The sequence below is a fragment of the Christensenella massiliensis genome (assembly GCF_040409835.1).
GTDB classification, from domain to species: Bacteria; Bacillota; Clostridia; order Christensenellales; family Christensenellaceae; genus Christensenella; species Christensenella massiliensis.
The window spans coordinates 1,856,955-1,870,114 of sequence record NZ_CP117826.1 but is presented as its reverse complement, the minus strand read 5'-3'; the positions used below and the strand labels follow the sequence as shown (position 1 = coordinate 1,870,114).

The 13,160-nt window shown below is 53.2% G+C and carries 15 protein-coding genes; 4 read left to right on the top strand and 11 right to left on the bottom strand.

Annotated elements, in window-relative coordinates:
* Nucleotides 1-567: 567 nt before the first annotated feature.
* The 5 genes from PUP29_RS09020 to PUP29_RS09000 form a co-directional block, all read right to left on the bottom strand.
* Nucleotides 568-4,281 (bottom strand): Ig-like domain-containing protein, encoded by a 3,714-nt coding sequence (locus PUP29_RS09020; RefSeq protein ID WP_353423052.1) that lies wholly within the window; start codon nt 4,279-4,281, stop codon nt 568-570.
* Nucleotides 4,282-4,296: 15 nt separating this feature from the next.
* The gene (locus PUP29_RS09015; protein WP_353423051.1) at nt 4,297-4,455 is read right to left on the bottom strand and encodes a hypothetical protein; all 159 of its coding nucleotides are present in this window, start codon (nt 4,453-4,455) and stop codon (nt 4,297-4,299) included.
* A 48-nt stretch (nt 4,456-4,503) separates the two neighbouring features.
* Nucleotides 4,504-4,878, bottom strand: a complete 375-nt coding sequence (locus tag PUP29_RS09010) for an Rrf2 family transcriptional regulator (protein ID WP_353423050.1) — start codon at nt 4,876-4,878, stop codon at nt 4,504-4,506.
* Nucleotides 4,879-5,318: 440 nt separating this feature from the next.
* A complete protein-coding gene (mscL, locus tag PUP29_RS09005) occupies nt 5,319-5,762 on the bottom strand; it encodes a large conductance mechanosensitive channel protein MscL (protein WP_079546193.1) in 444 nt (147 codons plus the stop codon).
* Complete coding sequence (locus PUP29_RS09000) at nt 5,759-6,130, bottom strand: MGMT family protein (protein ID WP_353423049.1); 372 nt, start codon at nt 6,128-6,130, stop codon at nt 5,759-5,761. Before PUP29_RS09000 ends, mscL begins: the two co-directional genes overlap by 4 nt.
* A gap of 130 nt (nt 6,131-6,260) precedes the next feature.
* Here PUP29_RS09000 and PUP29_RS08995 point away from each other — a divergent pair, with 130 nt between their 5' ends.
* The 4 genes from PUP29_RS08995 (at nt 6,261) to PUP29_RS08980 (ending at nt 8,929) form a co-directional block, all read left to right on the top strand.
* On the top strand, nt 6,261-6,527 hold the full coding sequence (locus PUP29_RS08995) for a thioredoxin family protein (RefSeq protein WP_434542791.1): 267 nt from the start codon (nt 6,261-6,263) through the stop codon (nt 6,525-6,527).
* A gap of 102 nt (nt 6,528-6,629) precedes the next feature.
* Nucleotides 6,630-7,202 carry a GNAT family N-acetyltransferase gene (locus PUP29_RS08990; protein ID WP_353423048.1) on the top strand — a complete coding sequence of 191 codons (573 nt, stop codon included), beginning with the start codon at nt 6,630-6,632 and terminating at the stop codon, nt 7,200-7,202.
* Between the two features lie 13 nt (nt 7,203-7,215).
* The gene (locus tag PUP29_RS08985) at nt 7,216-7,416 is read left to right on the top strand and encodes a DUF3006 domain-containing protein (protein WP_353423047.1); all 201 of its coding nucleotides are present in this window, start codon (nt 7,216-7,218) and stop codon (nt 7,414-7,416) included.
* Nucleotides 7,417-7,630: 214 nt separating this feature from the next.
* Nucleotides 7,631-8,929 (top strand): cation:proton antiporter, encoded by a 1,299-nt coding sequence (locus tag PUP29_RS08980; RefSeq protein ID WP_353423046.1) that lies wholly within the window; start codon nt 7,631-7,633, stop codon nt 8,927-8,929.
* A gap of 51 nt (nt 8,930-8,980) precedes the next feature.
* Here the strand turns inward: PUP29_RS08980 and PUP29_RS08975 are convergent, their stop codons facing one another.
* From PUP29_RS08975 to PUP29_RS08950, 6 genes are all read right to left on the bottom strand, one after another.
* The gene (locus tag PUP29_RS08975) at nt 8,981-10,321 is read right to left on the bottom strand and encodes an MATE family efflux transporter (protein WP_353423045.1); all 1,341 of its coding nucleotides are present in this window, start codon (nt 10,319-10,321) and stop codon (nt 8,981-8,983) included.
* Entirely contained in the window at nt 10,311-10,676 is a 366-nt protein-coding gene (locus PUP29_RS08970; RefSeq protein WP_353423044.1) for an ArsR/SmtB family transcription factor, read from the bottom strand. Before PUP29_RS08970 ends, PUP29_RS08975 begins: the two co-directional genes overlap by 11 nt.
* A gap of 130 nt (nt 10,677-10,806) precedes the next feature.
* Nucleotides 10,807-11,454: an ABC-2 transporter permease gene (locus PUP29_RS08965; protein WP_353423042.1), complete on the bottom strand. Its 648-nt coding sequence runs from the start codon at nt 11,452-11,454 to the stop codon at nt 10,807-10,809.
* Between the two features lie 6 nt (nt 11,455-11,460).
* Entirely contained in the window at nt 11,461-12,291 is an 831-nt protein-coding gene (locus PUP29_RS08960) for an ABC transporter ATP-binding protein (protein ID WP_353423041.1), read from the bottom strand.
* A gap of 4 nt (nt 12,292-12,295) precedes the next feature.
* Nucleotides 12,296-12,514, bottom strand: coding sequence for an AbrB/MazE/SpoVT family DNA-binding domain-containing protein (locus PUP29_RS08955; RefSeq protein WP_079546201.1), 219 nt, complete (start codon nt 12,512-12,514; stop codon nt 12,296-12,298).
* Nucleotides 12,515-12,661: 147 nt separating this feature from the next.
* Nucleotides 12,662-13,129: a VOC family protein gene (locus PUP29_RS08950; protein ID WP_353423040.1), complete on the bottom strand. Its 468-nt coding sequence runs from the start codon at nt 13,127-13,129 to the stop codon at nt 12,662-12,664.
* Between the last annotated feature and the right edge of the window lie 31 nt (nt 13,130-13,160).

Below are 13,160 nucleotides of genomic sequence, written 5' to 3'. Positions count from 1 at the left end.
TGTTTTTTCAGATTTTTCCATTTTCTTAAGTCGTTTCCCCGCCGCTGTTTTTTGTCTTGACATTTCTGCAAAAAGCCTTATCTTGTTAAACAGATATATCTTTCATGAAAACAGCCTTTCCGCCCTCTGCTCTATTCCCGTTTTCTTTTGGTTCCTGCTCTTTGTTGTGATAATTATGATTAACGAAATAAAAACAGCATTAAAAATGCAGCGTCATATTATTTCTAAAATGTTTTTTCCTATTTTCCAAAATATATCGTTCAGCCTTTCCTGTTTTCCGGGATCTTATTGACAAAAAATATTTGAAAATGTTATAGTGAGTACGGAAACCATAATAATGATTGTGTGTTGCGTTATCCGTTAATCATAATTATCGCAATAAAACACCCGGGCTGTTTACCAGTCCGGGTGTTTCTTGCATTATGATATTATTGTAGCACGTTGTGTCGCCCGCCGCAATAGCATACCTATCGCACAGCGTAGCGTTTATGGGGCATTTTGCTCGATTCCCCATAAAACGGCGGTGATGCCCTATGCATCACCGCCGTTTTTCTTGTTTTCTATCTCTTACTTTTCATACTGCCGTCTCTTCCGCATCGTTACAATGACCGCAGCAGCGACCGCCGCTCCCGCTGCTATCACCAGCAGGATATACGGCGTCATGTCCGCCCTGTCGCCCGTCTTCGGCGTATCGGAGGAGTCGGCGCCCTCATCTTTCGCCGTGTCATCCGTTCCCGCTCCGCTCATGCTCCCCTTTTCAATCAGCGCATATTTGCTGAAGTGGTCCGTCTGGAAATAGGAGACGCCGTCCTGCACCGTCACCCCGTGCTCCACCGTCGTCTTGTCCTCATTGATGCGGTGCACCGCCAGCTTCGACGTGTCGTACCCATCCGGCGTCGGGATCCCGATCAGCACGTCCCCCGCGGGCTGGATCGGCTCACCCGCCGCATTCACCAGCGTGATGTCATACAGCACGAACCGCCCCGCCTTATCTTTCAGCGCTTCCCTCGCGTCCGCGTGCGCCTGCTCCGTCTCCGCTACCGGCTTCACGAGCAGATAGGAGCCCTCCGGCACCTTGGTCGTATCCGTATTCAGTATCACGCCCGTCGCCGCGCCGGTATAAGTAACTGCTTTCACTTGCTGTTCCGTCACCGTCACGATACATTCGGCCGTATCACCAGCCGAATTTTCTGCAGTGATGAGCGCCTGTCCGGCCGTCTTGGCCATAACGAGGCCATTTTGATCAACGCCTGTGACTGTGTCATTGGAGGAGCTCCATTTTACAGTCTTGTCCGTAGCATTCTCCGGCGTTACTGCTGCAGTAAGCTGTATTGTTTTTCCGATCTCCGCCGTTGCCGTCGTCTGGCTCAGTACAATGCCGTCCGCCTCAACGATCAGCTTCGTCAAGTCTTTATCCGCATAATATGTGTTATAGGATACGTTCGGGCAGACTGCGCTTCCGTCCTTATAGACCGCAATGATCGTGTCGAAATCCGGTTTCTCCGAATTCCAGTAGTTCCCGCACAGGTCTACTTCATTTTCACCAACGCCTGTGATCTTCGCGAAATCGGGGTCTGTCGCTGTTGCCGGGTCATAATCCGGCTTTTGCATACTGTTGCCTGTGATGACAAACTCTTTTCCCGTATCGTCTCCGGAGCCGTTCCCCTGCGTGTCGATGCGAATGGCGCGGCCGCCGGAAGCGTCGTTATCCGCATCCCAGTTGACGATCGTATTCCCGGTAATTTCTACTTTTCCTGCATGCCTGTCATATCCGCTGTTTTTCTGGAACAGGATCGCGTTGTGATTCGTGTTTTCGATATAGTTTCCCGTCACAAGAGCGTCATAAGGGTTACGCAGATTGATCCCCATTCCCGATGCGTGCGTCACACCCACGATGCGGTTGTTTTTCACAATAACAGAACCTTTCATGCCATCGCATTCCTGATCGAGCACTGCGATCGCATTCGCATCGGTAATATCGGTAAATTTATTGTTCTCGATCACAACGTCCTTTTCGTCCGCTATGGTGAGGCCTTTTCCTTGGAACGTAATGCCCTTTACCGTAATGCTGTAATTACGGGTATGACTGTCGTCATAGCCAAGATACATGCCGCCCGTCAGGACTGTTTCCTCGCTTAACCATGCGCTGCTGTTCGGGTCATTTTCCGCATTTGCGCCCAGCAGGGTAATGGATTTCTCTTTTACATGCTGCGAGTCTCCTGCCTGCGGCTTTACCGGCTCCGTATATGTTCCGGCCTGAATGCGCAGCGTTGCGCCATCCTCCGCTGCAGCGATCGCCTCGCTGATACTTCCTCCCGCGACTACGTCATAGGTCGTGCCGCCGATCGTCGCCGTGTCTTGTCCGCGCTTGATGATCGGATAGGTACCGCCCTCGCTCATCGGTTTGCATTCCACGCTTGTCGCTGCATCGAGGATCACAGCCGTTTCAGGGGCGTCGGCCGCCGTCGTATATACTTTTTCATACGTTGCATTGTGGCTCAGGGTAACAGGCCCATAATAACCCGGCTGTCCCGTCTCGCCGTCCGGCGTGCCATATATCAGGCTGTCGGCGCGCAGCGTCGAATTCTCCACCATGATGGTGCTGCCGTATGCGCGGATGTCGAGCGCCGCCGTATGCAGTCCTTCTCCTATCACTTCTGAATCCCGTATCGTCAGTTCCACTCCGTGATAACTCTCCTGCAGGACGATCGCCCCGTAATATCCGCCGGACGCGCCCTCCGTTGCAACAATCTTCGCGCCGGATATCTCGATCTTCGTACCGCTGTCCTCAGTTCCATCCGGCAGGCTTCCCGCCGACGTCATGACCGCACCCCAGCCGGTGATGCTTCCGCCGTTTACGGTCAATGTCTGGTTTTCATTCCGCAGGCCAACGCCGTAATGTGCCGCGCCTGTCACATCTGTATGATCCAGCGTCAGCGACGAGCCCTCGCTTTCCAAACGGAACGCCGTATCATTGTCATAAACCGTGCAATTCGTAAATGTTACGTCTGCTGCCGCCTGTGCCGCAGGGAAAGTGATGAGTGCCGTTCCATAGGCGGTAGCCGTGTTGTTCTCCACCCTCAGGTCTTTCAACTCGGCCGTACAGCCATAGACCGTGATCTTTCCTTTTAGAACCGTAGTATCTTTTCCCTGCCCTGCGATCGTCAGGTTTTTGCTGATCGTCAGATCCTCCGTCACCGCTTCCTGCGCAATGATCTCGACCGTACTGTTTGGCTGCGCGTCGTTGATCGCTTCCTGCACGGTCGTATACTTTTGATTTCCGACCTGCGCCGCATATTCGCCGACTGTAAATGTGCCGTCAGGATTGATGACCACGCACATACCCTCCGGGATATAATCAGACGGGTCCGCTTCATGCTTTCCTCCGGTAACTGTCAGGACCGCCTTTTTATCGTCCACCGTGCCCATCGTTCCCAATAGGCTGCTTCCCGTCGTGGTCCCGCCGGCCACCGTAATGCTTCCGGCTTTTCCGTTGCTGCCATGCGCTACAAAAGGCGCCGTCTCTGCATTTACAACAGCAGACGAGCCCTCCGGGAGCGTTATGCTGCCCGCCTCGTTACCGGACGAATTCACTTTCGCTATCACGCCGTATTTTCCGTTCAGTGTGCCGCCGTTGATCACGGTGTCTCCATACGAGATGACCGCCCCCGCGCTGCCGCCGTTGAACGTACCGCCGTTGATGACCGTCGTCACGCCTGCCGCCGTGCTGACCGCTGCATTATAGGACGCGCTGCCCGCGCCGTTGCAGGTGAACGTTCCGCCCTCGATCGTCAGATTGTATCCGACATTGTTGACCGCCGTAAAATATTGTCCGCCATCATAAATGACCGAACCATTTCCTATGATCGTCAGGTTGCCCAAGTTTGCAATGACGATGCTCGTTCCCGTAATCGTTTTTCCGTTCAGGTCAAGTATCATGCGCGCCTGCCCGGCACCAAGGGAAAATTCGCCAAAATTGATATTCTGGCTTTTTCCCATTTCAATATTCTTGAGCAGAGTGACCGTATAGGTTCCATCGCCATTGTCCGCAATACTTGCTGCCCCCTCGCCCCATGCCGCCGCGAGTTCTTCATTTGTGGTTCCGGGCTTAAAGGTAAATGTTTTGGCATCCGTAACCGTATCTCCGCCCGCCGCCGGCGCCATAGCCATCCTCGGCGCGGGCTGTACAGATGCGCCCGCTTCTTCCGGCTCCGCACCTGCGCTGGGTTCCGGCTTCGGTTCTTCGCTTGCCGCCGGTCCTGCACTTTCCTCCGGCTCCATGCTTTCAGCAGACTCCTACGCTTCCTCCGTGTTTTTCGCCGGCTCTGTGCTCACGGCCGCAGACGGCTCCGCCGCGTCCGTTCCCTCTGCCAGTGCAGTACCGCAGAGTGTCAGCCCTAATGCGATACACAACACCACAGAAAGCAATCTCTTAAGATCCATCTTTATTTTCATATCCTTTCCCCTTCCCCCGATTCCGGAGCGCCGTCCTGAAATCTGTTTTTATATCTTTCCCTTATATATCTCTCTGATCGGCATGGCCTTCAGGGCCTCCGCCTCTTTTTGACGCCTGTCCTCCATAAACCGGCTGAACGGATCGTCCATCGGTCTTTCCTTGTCCCGCTCACCGGAACGATACTCAAAAAGCGCTACTACGTCGTACGCGCTCACATCCTCTTTTTCATTTCCCAGCCGGTAACCGCCGCGGCAGCCCTGCTCCGATTGCAAAAGCCCCGCGCGCTTCATCTCATTCATGATCTTCAGGGCATACTGGTAGGATATCCCGACGTGCTCGACGATCTCTCCCGCCGTTACCAGTCTGTCACGCTGTGTGATATACCCCAATATCTTTGCTGCATAAATCGTAGTGATCTTCATCTTCTCCGCTCCTTCATCCTATTCTGTCCAAATCACCTTGTCCTGCCATGCCCGCTCATGACGCCTGTCAATACCCTGTTTTTCCAACCCCTGCACAAATATTATACTATCTTTTATCTGTATTATTTATAGCAAAAGAAATGCATCGACACCATGCCCGGTCGTTTCCCGTCCGCATGGGATATACTCATGCAAATATAATAAATGATACCTTTTAAGGATAATATAGCACCGCAGTTTTAAAATGTCAACATTGTCCACAGGGCCGCGGTTTTAAAACACAGCATCCACGACTGCTTTTTCCGTTCATCCAGCTGCACCATTTTCTTCTGTTCCATACGCATCGTCTTTTTTCTGCGAACGGCACAGCAAAAGGGAACGCAGCGCACAGCGTTCCCTTTTCGTGACAGCCGTTTTATATATTATATAATGTAGGAAATCTATTTTTCGTTCTTTTCCTCCGCACCGTCTGTCAGAATGGAGGTGCAGTGCGGGCAGCGCGTCGCGTCGTCTGCGATCTCGCTTTTGCAGTACGGGCACAGGCGGGGCGCCTTTTCCGGCGCAGGCTCCGGCTTTCTGTGCAGGCTGTTCAGTGCTTTCACGATCAGGAAGATGACAAATGCTGTAATCAAAAACGTAATAACTGCATTGATAAAAGCGCCAATATCGATCGCCGAGTCCGCCCCCAGCGGTATTTTCCATTCGGAAAACTGAATGCCGCCTACAAGCAGTCCGATGATCGGGTTCAGGATATTGTTCACCAGTGCGTTCACGATGGCCGTAAATGCAGCGCCGATGATCATACCGACGGCAAGGTCCATCACACTTCCCCGGGAGATAAATTCCTTGAACTCGTTTAAGAATCCCTTTGCTTTTTTGTTCATTCTTCTTTTTGCGCCGTTTCCTGCGGCGCTTCCCCTTTCTTGAATCTTCTGACCTCTTCTGTTTTTCCGTCCCATTGATACCGTTTCATATCCACATACCCGTCCTCGCTCACGGCTATGCCCTCTGCTTCGAGCAGCTGCCTCTGCGCATCTGTTCCGCCGAACGCAAACGCCGGCGCGAGCCGCCCCTCCCGGTTCACCACCCGGTGACAGGGCACGGCGCCCGGCATCGGATTCACATGCAGCGCATAGCCAACAGCGCGCGACGCACGCGGATTGCCGACCATACGCGCGATCTGCCCATAGGTCGCAACTCTCCCGCTCGGTATCTTACTTACCATTGTATACACAATTTCAAAAAATTTCAATTCTTTTCTCCTCCCGTTCGGCACGGCGTTCTCATTTGGTATTATACCGTAAAAAAAGCGTTTCAGAAAGGAGCCCTGCGGTTATCTTTATGTTGATTTGATACAGATTGCTGAAAGGAGGATAGGATCCGTGGCAAAGCAAGTAAAAATGATGGTGCTGGACGGCTGCCCGCACTGCAGGCATGCGTTTGAGCTGATGGACGAGCTGCGGCTCGAGCATCCTGAATACCGCGATATCAGCGTTGAAGTGATCGAAGAGGAACGGGAAGCGGAAAAGACGCAGGGCTACGATTACTGGTATGTTCCTACATTTTTCGTAGACGGTGTAAAGCTCCATGAGGGCGTTCCCACCAAAAGCAAAATAGAACGCGTCTTTCGTCAGGCTCTGGAACGGTAGGCGATTCCCAAAGCTCTTTTCTGCGGAAAAGGGCTTTTTTATTTGCTTTCCTTTTTTTCGTCCTGTATAGTGGATAATAGAAATAAAGACCGGGGGGAAGCTATGGAACTGCGGCTTGCTCAAACGGCTGATAGTCCTCTTCTGCGGGACTTGTATGCCCAATATACCGATACGGCCGTCACATTTGAATATTTGCCTGCTGCGGAGGAATTTACGCGCCGCATTGCAGATACGCTCATATCCTATCCCTTTTTGGTATGCGAGGACGCCGGGCGGGCAGTCGGCTATGCGTATGCGCACAGGCAAATGGAACGCGCTGCCTACGGCTGGAACGCCGTGCTTTCCGTCTATGTAGACCAGCGTTTCACTTCCCGCGGGATCGGCACGAGGCTTTATTCCGCGCTGCTCGCCCTTCTCCAGCTTCAAGGCGTTGTGAACGTGTACGGCGGCGTAACGCTTCCGAACGAAAAGAGCGAGCGGCTGCACGAAAAAATGGGTTTCCGGCTTCTGGGCGTCTATCATAAAACAGGTTATAAATGCGGGAGCTGGCACGATGTGGCATGGTTTGAAAAAAAACTTTGCACGCTGCCGGAAAGCCCCGCACCGTTCATTCCGTTCAGCTGCCTTCCCAAAGAGAATGTGCTCCGCGTCCTGCGGACGCAGGACCAGCTGTGAAAGGAGGTCTCCGTTGTATTATATCGTAGACCGTTTTGAAGAGGATACCGCCGTTATCGAGCTTCCGGATAAAAGTACCGTTCCGGTCCCGGCGCGCATCCTTCCTCCCGGTACAAAAGAGGGCGACGTTATTTCCGTAGCTCTCGACCCGGACGCGACATCCCGCCGCCGCGGCGCCGCACGCCGCAGGGCGAATCGGCTTTTGGGCCGCTGACCTTATTTTCCGCTGCTTTTCGGACCCGTTTTTTCCTCTTGCCGGATGCCGTTCATCCGGTATGTTTTTTTTGTGCGAATTTTATTGATTTTTCGCACGCGGGATGTATAATATTACCGGGTATACCATACTGTTTTCCGTATGGCCCGTTTGATAAGGTCTTGAATCAGCCGCAGGCTGTTCGATAAAAATTTGGAATTTGGAAGTGTGAGCTATGGAGTATAAATATTTACTTGACCTTGCAATTATTTTATTGAGCACCAAGCTGTTGGGCCTCGTGACCCGCAAATTTAAAATGCCTCAGGTCGTAGGCGCCCTGCTCGCAGGCGTTATCCTCGGACCCGCCTGCTTTGGCGTCATCGACAACACGGATTTCATCAAAACGCTTTCTGAGGTCGGCGTTATCGTGCTGATGTTCTCCGCAGGTATGGAGTCGGATATCCACCAGTTGAAAAAAGCAGGTAAGGCGTCGCTCATTGTCGCCGGCTTGGGCGTCGTCGTGCCGCTTGTGGTAGGCTTTGCAGTCGCCAGCGTGTTCAATAATCCGTCCGTTATCCAGACAGACCTTGAAACCAGTCATTTCCTCCAAAACGTGTTTATCGGCGTGATCCTGACCGCTACGTCCGTCAGCATCACGGTAGAGACTCTGAAAGAAATGGGCAAGCTGAACAGCAAGGTCGGAACGACGATCCTCGGCGCCGCCGTGATCGACGATATCCTCGGCATTATCGCCCTTACGGTCATCACGAGCCTTGCCGACCCGTCCGTTTCGGTAGGTATCGTCCTGCTCAAGATCGTCGGCTTCTTCGCTTTTGCGATCGGCGTAGGCGTCGTGACCTATATCCTCTTTAAGAAATGGTCCGACCGTCACATCGACGACCATCGCCGTTTCGTGGTCATGGCCTTTGTCATCTGCCTGCTGATGTCTTTCTGTGCGGAGGAATGGTTCGGCGTCGCCGACATCACAGGCGCATTCATCGCAGGCATCATCCTTTCGAACACCAGCCACGCGAAATATATGGCGTCCCGCTTTGAGACGCTGTCCTATACGCTGCTCTCACCCATCTTCTTCGCGAGCGTCGGTCTTTCCGTCGTGCTCGACAACATGAGCGTGATGCTCATCGTATTCGCACTCGCGCTGCTCGGCGTTGCGATCATCACCAAGATCGTCGGCTGCGGGTTGGGTGCCCGGCTGTCCGGCTTCAACAACAAGGAGTCCCTGCAGATCGGCTGCGGTATGGTCTCGCGCGGCGAGGTCGCGCTGATCGTTGCCAACAAGGGCGCCGCCGTCGGCCTGATGTCGCCTCTTTTGTTCGGCCCGGTGGTCATCGTCGTTGTCGTAACGACGATCATTTCTCCGATCCTCCTCAAGCTTTCCTTTGGCGGCGGGAAGAAGAAAAAGGGCTCAGGGCAAAAGGGAACGGAACAGCTGCCCGAGCATGAGCCGGATGTATCCACCGCTCCGGGGGCGGATACGGTCGTGCAGGAGGCTGCGCTTCCACAAAAAGAATAATACAAAAACGCCCCGCTTTTGCGGGGCATTTTTATTCTCTTTTGTTCTGCGTCAGCGTGCGGTATAGATGCGCTTCCACTTTCCCGTGCGATACTGCGCGAATGAAATGCTCCAGTTTGCGAACCAGCCGATGGGCACCGCATACCATACCATCTCGATGCCGAGCGTCGGCGCGAACATGACGGAAACGAACACGCGGATAAAAAGATTCACGATATTCGCAATCGTAAACATCTTCATATCTCCCGCCCCGCGCAGCAGACCATCCACCGCCATTTTGAACCCGATCAGACAGAAGAACCAGCCCATGAACGATAAATAGCCCCGTCCCGTCGCCTCCGCAACAGCCGTGCCGCCGTCTCCAAGGAAAAAGGCCACGATAGGACCGTTGAAAAGCTCAAGCGCCACGCAGAGGACCGCCGCACAAAAGACCACCATCAGGTTGGAAACACGATACCCCTGAACGACACGCTCCGGTTTTCCCGCGCCAATGTTCTGCGCAGTATAGGAAGAAAGAGCGTTGCCGATCGCGATCATCGGTACGATGCAGAGGGATTCCACGCGCATCGCCGCCGAAAATCCGGCAAGCGCCTGCGAACCGAAGCTGTTGACGACCGACTGCACCAGCATCATTCCAATGGAGACCGTCGACTGCTGCAAAATAGAGGGCAGGGCGATTTTCGTCATGGCGGCCAGCCCGCCCCTATCAAACGCTTTTGTGTGCCCGCATTCCAGCTTTTTCAGTTCGCGCAGGAACACCAAAAAGGAAAGTACCGCAGATATCCCCTGCGCGATCAGAGTCGCCCATGCGACGCCCGCCACTCCCATCCCAAGCTGCGTCACCATGAAAACATCCAATACGATATTCAGCAAAGACGAAAAAATCAGAAAAACGAGCGGTATTTTAGACTTGCCCAGCGCGTTGAACATGGAGGACAGCACATTATACATAAACAAAAAGGGCAGGCCGATAAAATAGATGTTCAAATATTCCACTGCCATGTCGAGCACGTCGGCAGGCGTATTGAGCAGCACCATGATGTTCCGGCTGAACAGCAACCCAAAGCCGCCGAGGAGGACGCTGACGATGAGGAACGAAAGGAACGCCGTAAACACGGCCAGCTTCATGCGGTTATAATTTTTCGCCCCAAAATAGCGGCTGACGATGACCGACGCGCCGATCCCGCCGCCGAGCGCGACACAGATAAAAATATTCGTCAGGGAATAAGACGCGCCGACAGCGGCAAGCGCCTGTTCGCTGACGAAGCGCCCCACGACCGCCGAGTCCACCATCGTATACATCTGCTGGAACAGGTTCCCGATGATGATGGGCAAGGCAAAAATCAAAAGCGCATGAAACGGTTTTTTGCGCACTAAATAATCATTTTCCACTGCTCTTTCCTCCCTCCGCCGGATGCTCTCGCCGCAGACAGCCCGAAACGAATTCGCACGAGCATATCCGTTCGGGCGCACAGCCCGTTTCTTCCTCCGCCAACACTCCGCGGAAGCTGTTTGCCAGACGGGCCAAGCTTTCCCTGTCTACGCAGTAATGTGTTTGATAGCCGATTTTTTTCCCGTGAACGATCCCCAATTTTTTCAGAATGCTCATGTGCTGCGATACCGCCGCTTCGCTGATCCCCAGCTTCTTTGAGACCGCGCGCACGCAGTAGCGCCTGCGAAGCAGCTCCCGCAGGATACGGAACCGCGTCGGCTCCGTAACGGCGTGGAGCGCCTGTATCTCATCCATATTTCCGCCTCGCTTTTTGATTTAGTGTTACCTTAAATAAAATAAAGGAATCGTATTTTTTTGTCAATCCGTTTTACGCACAAACAAAAAAGACCGGCACATATCAGCACCGGTCTCTTTTCCGAATGCTTTACAAATCGAATGCTTCGAACGACTTCGCAGACCTGCGGTAGGCGATCAGCGTAAAAAGCGCCCACAGCGCCGCGCCCGCAGCAAGCGCGGCAAGCTGATACGGCAGGTTTTGCGTTCCCTGCGCATTCAGATAGGCGTCTATTGCGGGCAGCGCGAATCTGCCCGCCTCGACTGCGGTCATCCCTGCCGCGAATGCAAGGCAGCCGAATAAAAACGGCATGCCCACTTTGTTCGGATTCCGATAATATTTGGGGAAAAATACAAGGTTGAACAGGCCTATCAGCAGAAACGCGAATCCAAAAAATGCGGTATTTACATTCATTCCCGCCGCGTTTGGCGCACTGTACAGAACATTGTGCAGGAGCGCGAACGGAATAGCGGCAGCGAATTGCAGCAGCTCGATCAGTATGGCGAGCAAGAACCGCGCGGTTACGATACCGCGCTTTGAAGCCGGAAGCAGCATCGTATAATAGATGTCCTTGTTTTCCCGCCCCGACAGGCAGATAAAGAACAGGCCGAGGCAGGTATAAAAGAAAATGACGAAATACGGATAGCTCGGTATCAGCAGCATGGACGACAGGCACAGAAAGAGGAGCGCCGCCGGATGCAGCGCAAGCCTCCATTCTTTTATCAATAGATTTTTCATATCCGCTCACTCCTTCTCCAGATGGACCATGATCTCCTCAAGGGTCGCGTCTGAAACTTCCGCCCCCTCTGCCGGCAGGTCCTCAGCGCGCATGAGCGCCGAGCAGCCTCTACGTTCCCGCTTCACACCAAGCAGCCGCCCGTCGTTCGGAACTCCCCCGGCAAAGCGCGCCACCCGGTATTCCGCAATAAAATCGTCGAGAGGCATATCCGCTGATATCTCTCCGTTTTTGATATAGAGGATATCGTCCGCACATTTTTCGAGGTCCGCAGTGATATGCGTGGAAAACAGCAGCGTGACCCCTTCCCTCTCCACAAGCTTAAGAAAGATATCCAGCAGCTCATCGCGCGAGACCGGGTCAAGGCCGCTCGTAGGCTCGTCAAAGATCAGCAGCTCCGCATGATGGGAAAGTGCGAGCGTAAGAGAATATTTCACCTTCATCCCCTCGGAAAGCTGTTTGGGCGTTTTGGTTTCGTCGAGACCGAACAGCTTCATATAGCGGCGGTAAACACCGTCGTCCCATTCGCCGTAAAAGCGTTTCGTTACGTCTGTGATGGCTTTCAGCTTCTTCATGGGATAGTAATCTGCTCCGCCCGAGACGAATCCGAGCTTTTGCTTGACCGCAAGCTCATGCTCCGCAATATCCTGCCCGAAAAAGCGGATCTCTCCGCTGTCCGGGTGGATAAAATGCAGAAGAGCTTTCAGCGTCGTCGTCTTTCCCGCGCCGTTTCGGCCGATAAAACCCGTGATCGTACCCCGCCTCAGTTCAAACGATACGTTTTTCAGTTCGAATGCTTTGTATTTTTTGCATAGACCCTTAACAGACAATACAGCCATTCATTTATCCTTTCGGTTCCTCGGGGTTCTCCTGCGCCTTGAAAACCTGTTTCGCAAAATCGAGATAGGCGTCGTTTTTTACGATAGCGATCCCTTGGTTGATATCGGCAAGGATCAAAAGCGTTTCGCCCGGCTCGATGCGGAACATATCCCGCACCTCCTTTGGTATCACGACCTGCCCTTTTGAACCTACCTTAGCGGTCCCCATATATTTATCCTTCATTTCCTCTGCTCCTTTCAAAAAACCGACCAGTTATATTAATCATACTTTTCATACCAATCATACTATTTGCGGGAAAATTTGTCAACAACGCGCCTGCGCAAACAAAAAACAGTCGGAATATCCGGCTGTCTTTTGCTTACGTATCTATTATTTTATGCAGCCTTTGACGAAGCGTTCGGGCATCTGCGTGCGCTTTGCCACCTGCTGCGGCGTCATGCCCTCGTCAAGGAAACGCCTGCACACCACGCGCATGCTTTCGCCCACCTCGATGATATGGCGGTCCGGATCATAAAACCGTACGACACGCTGCCCCCAGTCATGCTCCTGCGGCGGATGTACATATTCAACTCCCCCGAGGAACTCGAGCCGTCCGAGAAACGCGTCAAAGTCATCTTCCTCGAAATACAGCTCCGCGTCGTTGCCGCCGAACGCGATCCCGCCCGCCGGCTTGTGGATAAAATCTTCCCACGATTCCTTTGTTTGCAGGGAAACGCCTCCCGTAAATGTAATATTCGCGCCAAAATCTGAGATCACGCGCAGGCCGAGCACTTCCCGGTAAAACGCGCGGGAACGTTCCATGTCGCAAACGACGAGCAAGGGGCTGGCAAATTTCATACAAATCCTCCTGTGAGCGTCACACCATTTT